The 17,504-nt window shown below is 41.1% G+C and carries 21 protein-coding genes; 6 read left to right on the plus strand and 15 right to left on the minus strand.

Going from position 1 to position 17,504, the window contains the following annotated elements:
• Positions 1 to 7: 7 nt before the first annotated feature.
• The 4 genes from nadD to BMY70_RS15710 all read right to left on the minus strand — a co-directional run bounded on the left by nadD (position 8) and on the right by BMY70_RS15710 (position 2,258).
• A complete protein-coding gene (gene nadD / locus BMY70_RS15695; RefSeq protein WP_090336692.1) occupies positions 8 to 580 on the minus strand; it encodes a nicotinate (nicotinamide) nucleotide adenylyltransferase in 573 nt (190 codons plus the stop codon).
• A 119-nt stretch (positions 581 to 699) separates the two neighbouring features.
• Positions 700 to 1,269, minus strand: coding sequence for a guanylate kinase (gene gmk, locus BMY70_RS15700; protein ID WP_090336695.1), 570 nt, complete (start codon positions 1,267 to 1,269; stop codon positions 700 to 702).
• 11 nt (positions 1,270 to 1,280) lie between these two features.
• Complete coding sequence (locus BMY70_RS15705) at positions 1,281 to 1,517, minus strand: phosphohydrolase (protein ID WP_229209633.1); 237 nt, start codon at positions 1,515 to 1,517, stop codon at positions 1,281 to 1,283.
• A gap of 141 nt (positions 1,518 to 1,658) precedes the next feature.
• Positions 1,659 to 2,258 (minus strand): sigma-70 family RNA polymerase sigma factor, encoded by a 600-nt coding sequence (locus BMY70_RS15710; protein WP_090336699.1) that lies wholly within the window; start codon positions 2,256 to 2,258, stop codon positions 1,659 to 1,661.
• Here BMY70_RS15710 and BMY70_RS30930 point away from each other — a divergent pair.
• The gene (locus tag BMY70_RS30930; RefSeq protein ID WP_177197038.1) at positions 2,245 to 2,409 is read left to right on the plus strand and encodes a hypothetical protein; all 165 of its coding nucleotides are present in this window, start codon (positions 2,245 to 2,247) and stop codon (positions 2,407 to 2,409) included. The two genes, BMY70_RS15710 and BMY70_RS30930, sit on opposite strands and share 14 nt — an antisense overlap.
• A 76-nt stretch (positions 2,410 to 2,485) precedes the next feature.
• Here BMY70_RS30930 and BMY70_RS15715 read toward each other — a convergent pair whose 3' ends face one another.
• From BMY70_RS15715 to BMY70_RS15725, 3 genes are all read right to left on the minus strand, one after another.
• Entirely contained in the window at positions 2,486 to 2,956 is a 471-nt protein-coding gene (locus BMY70_RS15715; protein WP_229209634.1) for a hypothetical protein, read from the minus strand.
• Between the two features lie 29 nt (positions 2,957 to 2,985).
• Positions 2,986 to 3,825 (minus strand): rod shape-determining protein MreC, encoded by an 840-nt coding sequence (gene mreC / locus BMY70_RS15720; RefSeq protein WP_090336703.1) that lies wholly within the window; start codon positions 3,823 to 3,825, stop codon positions 2,986 to 2,988.
• A 74-nt stretch (positions 3,826 to 3,899) separates the two neighbouring features.
• The gene (locus BMY70_RS15725; protein WP_090336705.1) at positions 3,900 to 4,925 is read right to left on the minus strand and encodes a rod shape-determining protein; all 1,026 of its coding nucleotides are present in this window, start codon (positions 4,923 to 4,925) and stop codon (positions 3,900 to 3,902) included.
• A 176-nt stretch (positions 4,926 to 5,101) separates the two neighbouring features.
• Here BMY70_RS15725 and BMY70_RS15730 point away from each other — a divergent pair, with 176 nt between their 5' ends.
• The 3 genes from BMY70_RS15730 to BMY70_RS15740 are packed head-to-tail and all read left to right on the plus strand — an operon-like array spanning position 5,102 to position 8,238.
• Positions 5,102 to 6,604, plus strand: coding sequence for a GH3 auxin-responsive promoter family protein (locus tag BMY70_RS15730; protein ID WP_090336707.1), 1,503 nt, complete (start codon positions 5,102 to 5,104; stop codon positions 6,602 to 6,604).
• Between the two features lie 20 nt (positions 6,605 to 6,624).
• Positions 6,625 to 7,788: a 1-deoxy-D-xylulose-5-phosphate reductoisomerase gene (locus BMY70_RS15735; protein ID WP_090336709.1), complete on the plus strand. Its 1,164-nt coding sequence runs from the start codon at positions 6,625 to 6,627 to the stop codon at positions 7,786 to 7,788.
• Positions 7,789 to 8,238, plus strand: a complete 450-nt coding sequence (locus BMY70_RS15740; protein WP_090336711.1) for a hypothetical protein — start codon at positions 7,789 to 7,791, stop codon at positions 8,236 to 8,238. It begins immediately after the preceding gene.
• 47 nt (positions 8,239 to 8,285) lie between these two features.
• Here BMY70_RS15740 and BMY70_RS15745 read toward each other — a convergent pair whose 3' ends face one another.
• The 6 genes from BMY70_RS15745 to BMY70_RS15770 all read right to left on the minus strand — a co-directional run bounded on the left by BMY70_RS15745 (position 8,286) and on the right by BMY70_RS15770 (position 13,899).
• Entirely contained in the window at positions 8,286 to 9,050 is a 765-nt protein-coding gene (locus BMY70_RS15745; protein WP_090336713.1) for a glycosyltransferase family 2 protein, read from the minus strand.
• 44 nt (positions 9,051 to 9,094) lie between these two features.
• Entirely contained in the window at positions 9,095 to 9,922 is an 828-nt protein-coding gene (locus BMY70_RS15750; protein ID WP_229209635.1) for a glycosyltransferase family 2 protein, read from the minus strand.
• A gap of 20 nt (positions 9,923 to 9,942) precedes the next feature.
• On the minus strand, positions 9,943 to 10,917 hold the full coding sequence (locus tag BMY70_RS15755; protein ID WP_090336715.1) for a glycosyltransferase family 2 protein: 975 nt from the start codon (positions 10,915 to 10,917) through the stop codon (positions 9,943 to 9,945).
• Between the two features lie 72 nt (positions 10,918 to 10,989).
• Positions 10,990 to 11,808 (minus strand): phytanoyl-CoA dioxygenase family protein, encoded by an 819-nt coding sequence (locus BMY70_RS15760; RefSeq protein ID WP_090336717.1) that lies wholly within the window; start codon positions 11,806 to 11,808, stop codon positions 10,990 to 10,992.
• 188 nt (positions 11,809 to 11,996) lie between these two features.
• On the minus strand, positions 11,997 to 12,932 hold the full coding sequence (locus tag BMY70_RS15765) for a hypothetical protein (protein WP_090336719.1): 936 nt from the start codon (positions 12,930 to 12,932) through the stop codon (positions 11,997 to 11,999).
• 85 nt (positions 12,933 to 13,017) lie between these two features.
• Positions 13,018 to 13,899, minus strand: a complete 882-nt coding sequence (locus tag BMY70_RS15770) for a class I SAM-dependent methyltransferase (RefSeq protein ID WP_090336722.1) — start codon at positions 13,897 to 13,899, stop codon at positions 13,018 to 13,020.
• A gap of 228 nt (positions 13,900 to 14,127) precedes the next feature.
• On the opposite strand from BMY70_RS15770, the gene BMY70_RS15775 reads away from it, so the two are divergent.
• On the plus strand, positions 14,128 to 15,321 hold the full coding sequence (locus BMY70_RS15775) for a M20 metallopeptidase family protein (RefSeq protein ID WP_090336724.1): 1,194 nt from the start codon (positions 14,128 to 14,130) through the stop codon (positions 15,319 to 15,321).
• Here BMY70_RS15775 and BMY70_RS15780 read toward each other — a convergent pair.
• Both BMY70_RS15780 and BMY70_RS15785 read right to left on the minus strand, forming a co-directional pair.
• Positions 15,299 to 16,051 (minus strand): polyprenol monophosphomannose synthase, encoded by a 753-nt coding sequence (locus BMY70_RS15780; protein WP_090336725.1) that lies wholly within the window; start codon positions 16,049 to 16,051, stop codon positions 15,299 to 15,301. The genes BMY70_RS15775 and BMY70_RS15780 overlap by 23 nt on opposite strands.
• A gap of 92 nt (positions 16,052 to 16,143) precedes the next feature.
• Complete coding sequence (locus BMY70_RS15785) at positions 16,144 to 16,518, minus strand: DUF4296 domain-containing protein (RefSeq protein WP_229209636.1); 375 nt, start codon at positions 16,516 to 16,518, stop codon at positions 16,144 to 16,146.
• A gap of 69 nt (positions 16,519 to 16,587) precedes the next feature.
• Here BMY70_RS15785 and BMY70_RS15790 point away from each other — a divergent pair, with 69 nt between their 5' ends.
• Positions 16,588 to 17,478, plus strand: coding sequence for a DUF58 domain-containing protein (locus BMY70_RS15790; protein WP_090336727.1), 891 nt, complete (start codon positions 16,588 to 16,590; stop codon positions 17,476 to 17,478).
• The last annotated feature ends 26 nt before the right edge of the window (positions 17,479 to 17,504 follow it).

Genomic DNA, 17,504 nt, shown 5'->3' on the forward strand with positions numbered 1-17,504 from the left:
GTAATTGTCAGAGATAAAATTTCTTCAACCGGATCATTTCTTCAACTGGCTCTGAAACCATATAACGAATTGATTTACCGCTTTTAAGGCAGGCTCTCAGGTACGTTGCGGAAATGTCGAGCAAGGGAGCTTCAACAAATTTCACAGCCGGGTGATCTTTGAAATTATGAGATGCAGCATTTGGCCGCGGATATACATATAAGCCGACGTATTCAAGAATTTTATCGTGGTTTTTCCAATTCGGGAACTGAGCCAGATTATCTTCACCCATGATCAGCTTGAATTCATGCTGAGGAAATTTCTCCTGCATTCTGATCAGCGTATCGATCGTGTAACTCGGCTTCGGCATATGAAACTCTATATCCGTAACTTTAAGCAAGGAATTATCTGCAACAGCCCTGGAAACCAGATCATAACGATCAAATTCGTGAAGTAAACTATTATTTTTTTTGAAGGGATTTTGAGGACTGACCACAAACCAAACCTGTTCGAGATCCGTAGCCGTGACCATGGTATTGGCAATAATCAAATGACCAATATGTATCGGGTTGAAGGATCCAAAAAACAGACCGATTTTCATACGTCAGGAATTGAAACGTTTATGATGATAGAGGAGAATTTTTGCTGCATTTATGAGGACTTGAATTGTCATGACAAAACTGACAATTTACTGACAAAAGCATGACAAAGATCAGTTTGTTATGAATGAATAAAGTCCTGAATCAAAACCTCTGCTTTCGCCAAAGCTTCTTCCAGATGATCATTCACCAGTACTGTATCGAATTCATGCTCAAAACTTTGCTCATAACGAACTTTCGCTAAGCGTGTTGCAAGCGTTTCGGGAGTTTCTGTACCTCGGCTGTTTAACCTGCGTTGAATTTCTTCTTCCGAAGAAACCTTCACAAACACAGCCAATGCACTTTCGTCGTATGCTTCTTTGAGTTTAAGGCCACCCTTGACATCCACATCGAAAACTACATGTTTTCCCTCATCCCAAAGCCTTTGAATTTCTGATTTCAGTGTTCCATAATAATTTCCGGCATATACTTCCTCCCATTCTGCAAACTCCTGATTTGCAATCCGCTGGCGAAAATCTTCAATAGATAAAAAATAATAATCTTTTCCATCTATTTCATATTCACGCTGCGAACGTGTGCAAGCTGAAACTGAAAACGCTAACTGCGAGGAATATTTACTTAAAAGATGCCGGACTATTGTAGTCTTCCCAGATCCTGATGGGGCAGAAAAAATGATAAGCTTACCTTTCACGCGAAACCGGATTAACTATTTACTTTGGTTAAAATGGTATCCATGATACTTTGAGGACAAGGTTTTTTCACAAGTTTGAGACTTAATGACTCCTTAATGCATTTTTCTAGGCGATACGCCTCGATACAAGGAAGGCATTTATCCATGTTCTCCCTAAAATGATCCTTTTCTGCTTCCGTAGCTTCGTCATCGAGAATCGACTGAATGATTTTCATGCATTCGGCATGATGCTCGCAACTATGCTTCATGGTTTGTTTTTGCGCTTCTTCTGTAACAGAAGGCGTATGGGAAGATGCATTCATCACAAATTATGCTGGTAAATTGATTTTTGGAATATATATGTACGACTGTACCCTATAACCCAATAGTGCATAAAAAAAGTTCATAGGTTATGAATCATAACCCATTGAGCTAGCATAACTTTTAAGTTTTTCTTTCAAAAGATTACGCGCGCGGTGTAGTCTGGACCGTACGGTACCAATTGGAATATCCAGGATTTTTGCCATTTCCTCATATGTGAATCCTTCGATATCACATAGAATAATTACGGTACGGAAATCGACAGGCAGTGCATTTAAAGCATTGGCCACTTCGTCTCCGATTAATTCCTGAACTGCATCAGCACGAAGATCAACCGTGTAAGTTGTGTCGGATGCTTCTTCGGAATTATAAGTTGTTTCTACTTCCTGATAATCAACTTTTGAAGGTTCTTTGCTTTTCTTACGATAATCGTTGATAAAGCTGTTTTTCAAGATACGGAAAAGCCAGGCTTTGGCATTTGTACCTTGTTCAAAAGAAGAAATAAAACGGAAAGCTTTCAGGTATGTGTCCTGCACCAGGTCGTTCGCATCGTCTTCATCCATGGTTAGACGGAAGGCGAAGTTATACATGGAGTCTATGTGTGGCATGAATTCACGGTTGAAGATCTCGTATCTGAGATCATCTGTGTATCCATTAGTGGTGATCGATTCTGACATGGCAACTGACATAGGAATGCTGAATTTACAAAGATTATCAACAGCTCCAAATCGTACAAAGCAAATTTTGATGAACGGCGGTTATAAGTTCCTGAACTGCCATTATTTCGGGATGCACATTTTTTCGCTGAAAGGACTTTACCTGACACTGGCGATGATATAATTTATAGGACCGCCCCTTATTGATGTATAAACATCAAATTTCGAGCCACCGGATTTGGCACGGTCAAAATGTCAGGTTACCTCCTTGAAAAAAGTTCCAGTAGCACGATCATTAGCATTGTGAAGAGGGTACTTGCTGCGATTCGGATGAGTGTGTGCAATATCATGCCAAAATTATTTATTTCCATTAGGAAAAGCATGGCATGATGGATAAAAATTAAAGGCAAAACGTAAGCCAAAAAAGCGCCTATTCCTTGACTTCGAATACCAATATCTACGCGTTCGGCTCCTTTGGATTCCATTTGATAGTGAATCAAAAATGGTCTCAGATAAGCGATCAGGACTGTGGCTGCTGCGTGCATTCCAAATGTATTTGAAAAAATATCAACAGTAAATCCAATTGCAAATCCAATAAAGAGAAGATACATTCTGCTGATCTCCGCCGGAAGGATTAAAATGCCGGCGATATAGATAAAGCAAAACGCATAGTTGAACAAAACCATGTTGCGCATGAAAAAGATCTGCAGCAGCAGGTAAAGTATTACCATCAAACTATATTGTATTACTTCGCGTAAACTCATCGACGATCTCCTAAGCGTTGTTTTAATGTTTCCTGTTCCCCAAGTTGGCGATTTTTGACCACATAGACATAGGAAAGGTTTCTGAAGTCCGTCGCTAGTTCCAGGACGATATTATAAAATGTCTGGTCAGGGTGAACAGTAACTGATTTAACCTTTCCAACCATAATTCCCGGTGGAAAAACGGCGTTCACATTTGACGTCACCGCTGAGTCTCCTTTATAGACTTTGGTATATCTGGAGACATCCACCATATCTACAAAATTAGGGTCTTTTCCAGGCCACTTGGCAGTTCCAATTTCGTTACTTCTGATCAGTTTGGAAGAAACCATAAACTGTGGGTGCAGAATGGAAGTGACAATCGAATAATTCTTTGAGCAGAACCGGACTTTTCCAACAACACCTGTTGCCGAGATTACACCCATATCAGGTTCTATACCATCGGCAGATCCCTTATCGATTGTGATGTAGTTGTTGGTTCTGTTCGTTTCATTATCTACGACCTTGGCAACTTTGTATGTGAATCTGGCATTGAAAGCTGAATCAGGAACATAACCTACCGGAGCGTCCTTGGCATTTTTCTGGCTCAGCGTAGCGACCAATGCATTCAGTCGTGCATTTTCATTAGCGAGATCTGAATTTATTTCACCCAGGCGGGTATACTCACGGGCTGAATTAGAAAATGCAAGCGTTTTGGCAACATAATAGTTTGATGTATTGAAATAAGTGGCGCCCCAATAAGAATTACTACGCACAATCAACCATCCGCTGAAAATTTCCAGCAAAACGAACACCAAAAAAAACCGATTCCGGGCAATGAAATCTACAAGCTGAAGCATGGGCTAATATGTTCACGCCCAGCATGCCAGTGCAGGTTTTTGCCTGAAACCGACATGCTGTGAACGATCCAATACTACGAAATCAATACGGGTTTGTACAGTTCCAGATTTTTAAGAACCTCACCGGTTCCTTTTACCACCGCCTTTAACGGATCATCTGCAATGTGTACAGGTAATTTAGTTTTTTGGGAAATGCGCCTGTCCAAACCATGGATCAAAGCACCGCCGCCTGTCAGCCAGATACCGTTTTTGAAAATATCCGCTGAAAGTTCAGGAGGAGAAATTTCAAGTGCTTTCATAACGCCTTCTTCAATTTTAGATATTGATTTATCTAACGAATAAGCGATTTCACTGTAAGTAACGCGAATTTCTTTTGGAATACCCGTCATCAAGTCACGACCGCGAACCTGATAATCTTCCAAAGCTGTATCCAGTTCAGGCGATGCCGAACCGATAGCCATTTTAATTAATTCAGCAGAACGCTCACCAATCAAAAGATTGTGTTCACGACGCATATAGTCAACGATATCTCTTGTGAAAACGTCACCAGCGATACGTACTGACTGCTCACATACAATGCCTGAAAGTGCGATAACAGCGATTTCCGTGGTACCACCTCCAATGTCAACGATCATTACACCGTTAGGCTGCGTGATATCTATTCCGATACCAATGGCAGCTGCAATCGGTTCATGAACCATGTAAACTTCTTTCGCGCCTGCGTGCTCGCATGAATCTTTCACAGCACGTTTCTCAACTTCGGTGATTCCTGATGGTATACAAACAACCATACGATGGGAAGGAGTGAAAAAGCGACTGCCGGTATCGATCATCTTGATCATGCCGCGGATCATCATTTCTGCGGCGGTAAAGTCGGCAATAACACCGTCTTTAAGCGGACGAATGGTTTTTATATTTTCATTCGTCTTTTCGTGCATTTGCATTGCTGTGTGGCCAATCGCTAGTACTTTGCCGGTGGTCTTATCCATGGCAATAATCGATGGCTCATCTACAACAACTGTATCTTTGTGGATGATCAAAGTATTTGCCGTACCCAAATCAATCGCAATATCACTTGTCAAAAAATCAAACAATCCCATATATATTTTTAAAATTTTCGCTCACTTTGATTTCAGGTGTGCAAAATTACAGATTATTACCCACAAACAAAGGCATTTAACAAATTTCACTTTGAGGCCGGATTTTGGTCATTTAAGTGCTGTGATTTGTGCTTGTAGAATAGAATTTATAAATCCTGTGTACATTTGTTTTTACTATGGGAATCAGAGCACTTTTGAGCCAGCCACTGGCTAAATATATCGCAGAAGAACAGCAAAGATGGATCGTCAAAAGTACGGAAGTACAAGAAGAATGGCGGGTAAAACTGGTTGCGAAGGCCATGAATACGCAGTTTGGAAAAGATCATTTTTTCAAGGATATCCATACCTACGAAGAGTTTAAAGAAGCAGTTCCGGTGAGGGATTATGAAGATCTGAAAGGATATATAGCCCATCTGAAAGCGGGTGAATCTGATATACTGTGGCCGGGAAAACCGCTATATTTTGCAAAGACCTCTGGTACGACATCGGGAACAAAATATATTCCGATCACAAAGGAATCGATTCCAAACCATATAAATTCTGCCCGTAACGCTATTCTGAGTTATATTGCAGAAACTAAAAAATCAGCATTTCTTGATAAAAAACTAATTTTTCTTTCCGGAAGTCCTGTGATGACGGAGACTGGCGGCGTGTTGACCGGACGTTTGTCCGGGATTTCAAATCATCATGTCCCGGGGTATCTGCGGGCGAATCAGATGCCAAGTTATGAAACCAATTGTATTGAAGATTGGGAAATAAAACTGGATAAGATTATTGACGAAACAATCGATCAGCCGATGTCGCTTATTTCTGGTATACCTCCCTGGGTCCAGATGTATTTTGACAGAATCATTGACAGAACCGGAAAAAAAATAAAAGACGTTTTTCCTGAATTTTCACTGTTTATATATGGCGGGGTAAATTTTGAACCCTATCGTGCTAAACTATACGAATCCATAGGAAAGAGAATTGATTCGATTGAGCTCTATCCTGCATCCGAAGGTTTTTTTGCCTACCAGGATTCTCAGAAAGAGGAAGGGCTTCTGTTATTATTGAATTCAGGAATCTTCTTTGAATTTATTCCGGTAGAAAATTATTTTGATGAAAATCCGAAACGCCTTCGTATAAATGACGTCGAAGTAGGGAAAAATTATGCGCTTGTCGTAAGTAGTAATGCGGGACTTTGGGGTTATTCAATAGGAGATACCATCAAGTTTGTTTCGACGGATCCGTACCGGATTTTAGTAACTGGCCGAATTAAACATTTTATTTCGGCTTTCGGAGAGCATGTGATAGGAGAGGAGATTGAAAAGGCGCTGCGTTATGCCATGGAAAGGCATCCCGAAGTAGAAGTTGTCGAGTTCACCGTTGCACCGATGGTAACACCAAATCAGGGCAGTTTGCCTTATCACGAATGGTTTGTGGAATTTGCGAAGATGCCGGTCAATATGGAGCAATTTGTTCAGGATATTGATAGAAGGCTGACAGAACTGAATGTTTATTATGACGATTTGATCAAAGGAAATATTCTGCGTCAGCTGGTTATGACTCCTTTGCGTAAGAATTCATTTATCGATTATATGCGCGCAAGCGGTAAATTAGGCGGGCAAAATAAAGTACCAAGACTTTCCAACGATCGTAAGATAGCTGATGAGCTGACGAAAATGAATACGTTGTAAAGCTTACATTTTAAACTACTATGTCAATAAAAAGAATAGCCATTTTGGGGTCCACAGGGTCCATTGGAACTCAGGCACTGGATGTAATTGAAGCCAATCAGGATATTTTTTCAGTGGAAGTACTGACTGCTCAGAATAGCGCAGATTTACTAATTGAACAGGCTGTGAAATTTAAGCCGAAAGTAGTTGTTATCGGAAACGAGGCGCTTCAAGATAAAGTAGGTTCGGCGCTTTCTTCACTTCCAATTCAGGTTTATTCAGGTGATGCCGCACTTCTTTCAGTAGTGGAATCTGACAGCATTGACATGGTACTTACCGCTATGGTGGGTTATGCGGGCTTGTTGCCGACGATACATGCCATTAAAGCCGGGAAAAATATTGCGCTTGCCAATAAAGAAACGTTGGTCGTTGCCGGTGAGCTGATAACGAAGTTGGCCAAAGAAAATAACGTAAGTATTTATCCGGTAGACTCGGAACATTCGGCCATTTTTCAGTGCCTGGCTGGCGAGGAGAATAATCCGATAGAAAAAATAATCCTGACTGCTTCCGGCGGACCGTTCAGAGGAAAAAATCGTGAGTTCCTTTCAGGTGTAACCAAACAGCAGGCATTAAAACATCCCAACTGGAGCATGGGAGCAAAAATTACGATCGATTCGGCTACTTTGATGAATAAAGGCCTTGAAGTGATTGAGGCAAAATGGCTGTTCGACCTTTCTGCCAGTCAGATTGATGTGATTGTGCATCCGCAAAGCATCATTCATTCCATGGTGCAGTTTGAAGATGGAAGTATGAAGGCGCAAATGGGTTTGCCAGATATGAAATTGCCAATTCAGTATGCCCTTCATTATCCTTATAGATTAAAATCGTCGTTTCCACGTTTTGACTTTGCATCATATCCCTCGCTGACTTTCGAAAAGCCGGATATGGAAACATTCAGGAACCTGGCTGTCGCTTATGAAGCACTGGAAAAAGGAGGGAATGCTGCCTGTATTGTCAATGCAGCCAATGAAATTGCCGTCGAAGCATTTCTTTGCGACAAGATCCGTTTTTTAGAGATTTCGGATGTCATTATCGAATGCGTTGCCAAAATTAACTACATTCAGAACCCGGCATATCTGGATTATGTTGATACCAATGAAGCTACAAGGCGCTTTGCTTTGGAAATGATTCAAGTAAAAGTTTAAATGAAAGCGATTTTTTTGAAATATATATCCGTAGCACTAGCCAGTACACTTAAATTTTTTGGAGGTCCTATTACCGGTGTCATCTTAAATCTGACCTGGATTGAAACGGCTATCTGCTCCATTGCGGGCATGATGTTCAGTGTTCTGGTTGTCACATATGTCGGCAAAGTAATTCAGGCGTTGTTGAAAAAATATAGAAAAAATACGCCTAAAAGATTTAGTAAAACAAATCGGATAGCAGTAAGAATCTGGAAGAAATTCGGGATTATTGGCATTGCACTTTTGACACCTCCTTTATTCACGCCTATTTTTGGAACTGCCTTAGCTGTTGCTTTTAGAGTACCGCGAGGTTCGATTTTCCTTTGGATGACGCTTAGTGCACTCGGCTGGGGATTTTTTATCTCCTATATAGCACATAAGATGACTTTTATTCAGGAGTGGATAAAATAAAAAAGCGTACATACATGTACGCTTTCTGATATAGTAAAATTTTGATACTATCTGCTGACTTCTTTTTTCGGAGCAACTGACTTTTTCATATAATCGCCGCGCGAGAAAAATTTCTCGATGAAGCAGTACATAAGAATAAAGAAATAACGGCTTCCCATTTCTTTGATCTTCAATTTAGACTCGCCGTATTTTCTGTTTGTCCAGCTATTTGGAACAACTGCATAATTATACCCGCGAACAATTGCCTTCAGGGGCAGCTCGATTGTAAGATTGAAATGTGGAGCGAGAAATGGTTTTATACCATCGATTGTTTCCCGTTTGTATAATTTGAAAGCGTTAGTTGTATCGTTGTATTTGATACCCATGACCATGCGCACGATGAAATTGGCAACCCGGTTAATTACTTTTTTCAAAGCTGGATAATCAATCACTTTACCGCCTTTTTCCCAACGTGAGCCGAAAACACAGTCGTAATCGCCTTCCACCATCTTGAAATAATATTTTACAAGATCCTCAGGATCATCCGACATATCGGCCATAAACACAGCAACACAGTCTCCCGAAAATCTTTCGAGACCGAAGCGCACAGCATACCCAAAACCATTAGGACCTGGATTCGTCTGGTATACTAAGCTTGGTATTTCAAGAGAAAGTTCATCAAGAACACGAAGCGTTCCATCTTTTGAATTATCGTTTGTCACGAAAATCTCGTGGGGGATATTGTACTTCTTCAAGGTTTGGTAAAGTGACCTCAAAGTGTCTGAAATGGATTCTTCTTCGTTATATGCTGGTATTACAACACTTAGCTTCATGTATGTCAGGATTGAAAAACAGTACAAATTAAAGATTAATATAATTAACTGCCAATTTTTTCTAACTTTTCAAGTTGCTCTTCATACCGTGCAATGGTTTGAAGAATGGTGTTGTCATACTTTTTATCAAGCCATACGTTCACATTTTCAAACATTTCTTTACGGTTTCTTAAAAACCATTTATTGCTGTGCGAATGTACGTTGCTAAGTCCGGCGCTATGTTTTCTGTAAACTCCCATTACCTCGGGCAGGTAAGCAATCTTACCTTTTGCAGCTAGTTGAATGCTCAATGCCCAATCGCCGGCTGCGGCCGTTGCATGCCATTCTGCGAAACTTTCTGTAAGAAAATAATTTCGATATAGCCAGCTTGCTGTAGCCATAAACCAGCGATCCTGGAGAATGTCGTCAATTGTTGAAACATGAGCCTGATTCTCTTTATTAAATGGATGGCTTTTCGAACCATCTTCATACGTTACCAGCATGTTGTGGTGGCAAATGGAAAAATCCGGATTGTTTTCCATAAAATCCACCTGCTTTTGCAACTTATATGGATCCGTCCAGTAGTCATCTCCCTCACACATGGCCACGTATTCACCCCGACAAGCTTTTAAAAGTTGTAAAACATTGTTACGTCCTGCAAATTCTCTTGGTTCGAAAGGCCCCTGGTTTTCCGTGTGTAAAAATGCTTTGATAATGTCGGGATACTGTTCCTGATAACTGCGGATAATTTCTTGTGAACCGTCCGTTGAACCATCATCACCGACTACGATTTCAAAGGGAAATGTCGTTTTCTGTTCCAAAGCGCCATCGAGCATTCTGGAAATATAATTTTTGTGATTAAACGTGGGAACGCAAACAGAAACCTTGATCATAACGAGTTTATAACAGGTTTTCAGTGACTGGATTGACGGAACTTGTAAGGCAGTAATGCAACAAAACTATATGCGCTCATGATCCATTTCGGCAAAATATAGGCGCGGGTAATCTCTTTACATTCCCTAAGATCCGCTTTTTTCATTACTAAATAGTTGGCGGCAAGTATAGCTCTCTTAAAATAGCTTTTTGATAATTGCCGGGCATCCAGCATCATCCGGTAATATCTGGCAATATTCAATCGAAGCGACTTATCAAACTGATGATTCGTTTCCTCGTTAATTCCCTCATACATCATAATGCGGTTTTGCAAAAAACGCTCATCCCGGTAGTGATCTTTAAAACTTGCTCCACCCTTATTTTTCCGATAAACCGACATCATCTCAGGAATGTAGCCGATTGGGCCATGTTTTGCCAGAATGACGTAACGCGGAATATCGCCGCTTGTCGATTTTAAAAACCAATCAGGATAATACATTACATGGTTTTTAAACATCACGGCCGAAGTGGCCATAAACCAGATCTCATCTTCCCCGATCAAATCCTCCACCTCGATCTTCATTTTCTGATCCGGATGATTTACTTCAACAGACGGCGAACCATCCTCAAAAGTAATCAGGGCGTTATGAAAGCAGGCAGAATAGTCCGGATGGGAATCCATGAAATCAACCTGTTTTTGAAGTTTCAGCGGGTTCGTCCAGTAATCGTCGCCATCCAGCGGGGCAATGTATTGCCCCTGAGCCAGTTTAAGCGTCTCAATTGTATTAAAAAGGCCGTTTTGCCCCAAGTTTTTGGAATGCAAAACGGCTTTAACTTTACCAGGATACCGGTTTTGATAGTCAAGTATAATATCTCTTGCACCATCCGTAGAGAAATCGTCGCCTACAAGTATTTCGTAATCAAAATTTGTTGTTTGATTCAAAGCACTTTCAATCGTTTTACCAATAAAAGCGGCTTGGTTGAACGTAAGTATAACGACACTTACTTTAATCATAATATTTTCAATGTCAATAGATTAGCTGATATCTCTCCGGTTCTTTTCAGTATAGCCCAAGCTATAAATTTGTCAGCTAAATACGGTCTGCAATTGCTCTACACTCGGAAAGTTTGGTGTTACAAGCTCTTTTTCAGGTGCATAAATATACGCCATCGGGTAACCGCGTTCGATAAAAGTTGGTTCTTCCAAATTGTTATAACGCAATTGTACTGACCAGCGGATATTATTTGTGATATTATTACCTGACTGGTGAATCAAAAATGCTGAGAAAACTAAAATATCGCCAACCTTAAATTCAGTTTGGATAAATTCGTTGTCATTTATTCCAGCTGTGATTCCGCCCTGATAACCCGAGGTATTGGATTCTTTCAAGCCTGTTTTGTGGCTTCCCGGAATAACTTGCAAGGCGCCGATATCAGCACCTGCATCGACCATCGGGAACCAGATCACTGTGCTATCCAAAGATCCTTGTCCTGTGCGCCAATCCTGGTGAGCATCCAGTTTCCAATGCTTGCTTCCGTCTTTTGATAAAAAACGGCTGTTAAACTGCATCGCCGGGCGCGCTCCGATAATTGGATTTTCCAGGCCAACCTGTTTTAATAAACGCTCGATTTGCGGATCAACACCAAGCCGATGAAGAGAAAAAGAATGCTGAACCGTTTTTCCGGTATTGACAAATGCGTTGAAGTCCTTTTCAAAAAATTCAAACATCGCATTTTCAAATGCATCTTTGTCGTCGATGTCTACCGATTTTCCGGTTACTCTTTTGATCTGGGCTGCGAAGATTTTTCTTGCTTCCGTGTAGATCGAATTGATTAAATCTTTATCTAAAAAATCACGCAGGATAACATATCCGTCGTTATTGAATTGCTGCTGAAGTGTGCTCATTTTTTGTTGGTTTTGCGATTTTAAAAAAATGAAAATAGAAAAGTGAATGGTTATGTTCAGATTATTGAAAATCAGTAAACTATCTAAACATAACTATACTCAGATCCGGTTAATTATTACCCGCAAATTTATAACTCTTTTCGAAGTCAAATTTATGACATTCGTTATTCTTTTTTATGATTGGAAACTTAATCTTCCCAAACGGCATAAGCGAAGCCGGCAGCGCCGAAACCGTTACCATTATAGAGAAGATATTTTTTTCCATTATGCTCATAATAATTAGCATAATTGATCATCTGATAATCGAAATCTTCCGGATTGTCGGATTTGCCTATCCCAACAAGATTGTCTTTTCTTTCCCAGTTTTCCCCGTCGGTCGATTCTGCATAACCTAAGCGGTAGCTCTGGTTACGATCTGTGCGATAGTCGCGGGTATGGCGGTAGGAATAGTACATTTTATAGATACCATCTTCCTTGAAAACACTTGGGCGACCAACCGCATGAAGGAAATCGTCAAAGTCAAGTGTTGGAATATCACTGATATCCCAATGAATTCCATCTTTCGAAGTAGCAGACTGTCCGCGGTAAAACGGCTCCGGATATCCATGGATATATTCGCATTTATGTCCTGAAATGTACCACATCCGCCAGGTTCCATCATCCTCGCGCATTACGGAAGGCTGAGCAGCCCAGATCGGATTTTGAATGCTGCGATCCATAATCGGCCCTTTGAACATTTTTTCAAACGTCAGGCCACCGTCATGACTCACAGCTAATCCCATTGACAATCGGTAAGAATTGTGAGTCCTGTTCCAGCCGGTATAATAAAGCCAGATGTCTCCATTCGGCATATCTACAAACCAGGCAGGCATTGCGCCGGTTTCATCATATTCACCAGGCCCGCCCAATTCTAAAACCTGCTTGTCGTGGATATATAAAATCTTGGATGGATCTTCGTAATCTACGTCAATGAAAGTTGGTCTTGACTGACCGCTTGCATCACGTGAAGAGAAATAAACGCGTAAAAAATCTTTATGCTTGTAAGCAAACGGAACTTGTGCATGCGAAAGACTGTGCGGTAAACTTCCGTCAGGCTTGTAAACTACTCCCTTTTTAACCCACATATTTATAATTTTTTCAAAGGTTTGCCTTTCAGCAAATCGGTGCAGCAAAATTTACTGCAGATCAATGAATGAATACTATCAATTATTAAGCCTCAGCTTTGTCGGCACGCAGGCGCCAGTTGTCTACGAAATCTTTTCCTGGAATTGGAAGGTCAATATCCACCTCCGGAGCTTTTGCCGTCACAGTATATTCCATTACGTAAAACGCATTTCCAAAAACGTAGTGCAATTTGAAATTTTCAACATTTGCAGGTACATCTTCGATAGGGACCTCAGCGCGGAAAAGCGGATTTGCTTTTAATAAAGTAGCGTAAGTAGGCGTATTCCGTAACCATGGAGCAACACTTTCGTCACCAACGACAACTTTTCCCCCCGGACGAACGACACGTGTCAATTCATCAAACGCCTTTTTTCTTTCCGAGAACGTGTTGATACCACCAAAATGGAAAACAGCGTCGAATGTATCATCTGCAAAGGGAAGATAAGAACCGTTGCCAAGGAAATAATGAACATTAACATCCTCAGTAGAAAGTTTTTCCTGAGCAAGTTTAAGCATATTTGGAGACAGATCTGATAAAACAGCTGTTCCGCCCGGTTTTACTTTTTCTAAAATCAGTGCTGAATCTTTTCCGGTTCCTGCGCCAACTTCCAGCGCCTTCATGCCGGGTTTCAAATCCATCAAATCAATAAAGAACCTGCGTGTCGCTGCTTCGTCTGAATGATTTAACGTTTCAAAAACCCACGAAACACCTTTGTCGTAACGAAGAAAAGCCTGATCGTAAAGATATTGCTCATGAGCATCGCCTGGAAGTAACTCTTTGGGATAGAGCATATTTACGATGCCCGTGTCACCTACTTCATATATTGTACCATCTTCACTGGTAAGCGTTTTGCCGTCTTCGGCGATTGTTAATGGACTGCCGGTAAGTGGACAAACCAACGCTTTTAGAAAATCCTGATGCGTCATTACGTTTCTTGCTATATTAATGTGTTAAGCCAAAATTAGTTGTTTTTCTTAGAAGTACTCATATAAGTGAAGTTCCTAATTATTAAAAGGGGGCTGATATCGACTCATTTTACGAATACTATCCGGCGCGCTTTCAGCCAGATTCTATTTATTTGTACCTTTGAACCGCTTTTGTCTGACTTCACTTTGAAGCCGGCATCCCAAAATTTCAATTTTCTCTTTGTATATATGTTTGACCTGCAAGAAAAAATAAAGTCACTCGCAAAGGACCAGGCTGCCAGTGTTGTCGCAAACCGCCGGCATTTGCATACTAATCCTGAGCTTTCTTTTGAGGAATTTAAAACTGCACAATTTGTAGCAGAAGAACTTCGTGCATTAGGACTTACGCCGCAGGAAGGAATTGCAGGAACAGGATTGGTTGCGCTGATCGAAGGAAAAAATCCGGGAAAAAAAATTGTTGGCCTCCGCGCTGATATGGACGCGTTACCAATTGTCGAAGCTAACAATGTTCCATACAAATCGCAGGTTCCGGGGGTTATGCATGCTTGCGGACACGATGTACATACCGCTTCACTACTTGGTACTGCCAGAATTTTGACCCAGATACGGGACCAGTTTGAAGGAACAGTAAAACTTGTTTTTCAGCCTGCAGAAGAAAAAGCACCAGGTGGCGCTTCACTGATGATTAAGGAAGGTGTGCTTGAAAATCCAAGACCTGTCAGTATGATGGGCCAGCACGTTGCTCCGAACATTCCGGTTGGAAAAATCGGATTTCGTGAAGGAATGTACATGGCCAGTACTGACGAATTGTATGTTACCGTCATAGGGAAAGGCGGTCATGCTGCGGCTCCTGATCAACTCATTGACCCGATATTAATTGCTTCTCATATCGTTGTTGCTTTGCAGCAAATTATCAGCCGGTATCGAAAACCTTCAAATCCAGCTGTTTTGTCATTTGGCAGATTTATTGCAGATGGTGTTACAAATGTCATCCCGAACGAGGTTACATTACAGGGAACATGGCGCTGCATGGATGAACAATGGCGAGAGGAAGGTTTGCGAAAAATGAAAAAGATGGCGGAAGGTATGGCTGAGGCGATGGGCGGAAGCTGTGTGTTCGAAATTATTAAAGGATATCCTTTCCTGAAAAATCATCCTGAATTAACCCGCCGGGTCAGAACTGCTGCAACAGCATATATGGGTGCGGAAAATGTGATCGATCTTGATCTTTGGATGGCAGGAGAAGATTTCGCTTTTTATTCGCAGGTAGTAGATTCCTGTTTTTACAGATTGGGGACGCGCAATGAAGCCAAAGGAATTATTTCCGGCGTGCACACCCCAACCTTCGATGTCGATGAGACTTCGTTAGAAATTGCACCAGGATTAATGAGCTGGCTGGCTATTTCAGAACTTGCTTTTTAGCAGGAATATACCGTTTAAAGTAACTGTTGATTTTAAGGCTGATCACACCAAAAATCGCTTCTTTAAATATTCCCGGAGACATTTTGGAGGCTCCTTTTGTCCTGTCCGTAAAGATGATGGGAACCTCTACAATGTCAAATCCGAACTTCCAGGTATTGAATTTCATTTCAATCTGAAATGCATAACCGATGAATCTGATATTATCAAGATCAATTGTTTCCAACACTCGCCGCGTATAGCAAATAAACCCGGCAGTTGGGTCCATGATCTGCATACTTGTAATCATCCGCACATAATATCCCGCAAAATAGGACATTAAAACCCGGTTGATCGGCCAGTTTACCACATTTACCCCCGTGATATACCGTGAACCAATGGCTGCGTCATGTCCCTGTTCAGCACAAGCCTGATACAAACGGATCAGATCTTCCGGTGGGTGTGAAAAGTCGGCGTCCATTTCAAAAATGTATTCGTACCCTTTTTCAAGGGCCCATTTGAAACCATGAATGTAAGCGGTTCCTAAACCCAGCTTTCCTTTCCTTTCAACCAGATGAAGTGAGTCGCCGAATTCTTTCTGCAATTCTTTGACAGCAGCCCCTGTTTGATCCGGAGACCCGTCATCAATAATCAGTACATCGAAAGGCTTGGAAAGGCTGAAAACCTTTCGGATAATAGCCTCAATATTTTCTATCTCGTTGTAGGTAGGGATAACTACAATACTATGGTTCACTTTGTCTCTTTAATTAGGGTATGGAAATAGATTTTGCTGGTATCTATAACGAAGTTCAAAACGGAGAGTTTTAATATAAAATTTAACTTTTTTTAAAGTTTGATGTCCTTTTTTTTCTCGCGTGCCTCAATCTTTTTAGCCACATTTTCATAGATACGCGACATATACTCCGGATGTGTCATGTAGTAATTATAACTATTCCGGTATGCTACTGTATCGACTTTGTTCTTCTCCCAGATCTGTTTTTTCAACTGATCAAATATAAGAATTGAAGAATCAAGAGATTTTAATTGTAAGCGGGTGACCCGGGATTCGGCAATATGCACGTCTGTGAGGATCGTGGCCATTTTTTCTTCGGAAAGTGTGCCCTCTGGTGGCTTTTCTTCCTTAGTGCAGCCCGCAAAAACGATTGCCATACTTCCTGCCAGTAGTAAACTGAACGAGAAATTAATAATCCGTCGCGTCATAATTCTCAAAATACCTATCTTTGTTTAGCTGCTCTATATTACAAAGGTGGTAATTTTTTCGGAAAACATATGTTTGAACTGTTTTTGGGGAAACTCCGAAAGTATGAAATAAGGATGCGAAAAGCGGTCACGAGTGAGCGGCATGGAAACTTTCACTCTGTCTTCAAAGGCTCCGGGCTCGAATACGATGACCTTCGGCTTTACCAGTATGGCGACGATGTGCGCGCCATTGACTGGAATACCTCGGCAAAAGGGCACGGGACTTTTATCAAGATTTTTAAGGAAGATAAAGAGCAAACTGCCTTTTTCATGCTTGACGTCAGTGCGTCACAACAGGTAGGAGAGGCCAGTAAGCTTAAGATCGATATTGCGAAAGAAATATGCGGCGTGTTGACTCTGTCGGCGATCCAGGAAGCGAGCCGCGTTGGTCTTTTGTGCTTTTCTGACCGAAATGAACGGTATGTTCGTCCTTCTGACGGGATGAAACATGGGTATAGTGTTTTGTCCGAAATTTATAAACTCGTACCCGAATCAACCAAAACAAGTATTTCAGAAGCAATCTTGGTGGCGTTGAACGTCTTGAAGAGGCGGAGCCTGATCTTTTTGATTTCAGATTTTATTGATTCAAACTATCAGCATAATCTCAAGGCGCTTGCTCGAAAACATGATTTAATCGTGATTCACCTTTATGATTCAAGAGAAACAAGCTTGCCGCGATTAGGGATTATTCCTCTTTATGATGCCGAAAAGCAGCGAACAACCTGGGTAAACACGTCTTCGAAACAATATCGTGATGATATGGCTAATCGTTTTCAAAGCAGAAGTGTCGAGCTCGAAAAACTTTGTCACCAAAACCGTGCAGACTATATTTCGATAAATACACAGGAAGATTATGTTCCGGCACTTATTCGTTTATTTAAGGTCAGGCGTTATGCAAAGAGCGGAATGACTTCTTCCTAAGACCTGGAAATGTTTTAAACTTATTA

The sequence above is a fragment of the Dyadobacter koreensis genome, from assembly GCF_900108855.1.
Lineage (GTDB): Bacteria > Bacteroidota > Bacteroidia > Cytophagales > Spirosomataceae > Dyadobacter > Dyadobacter koreensis.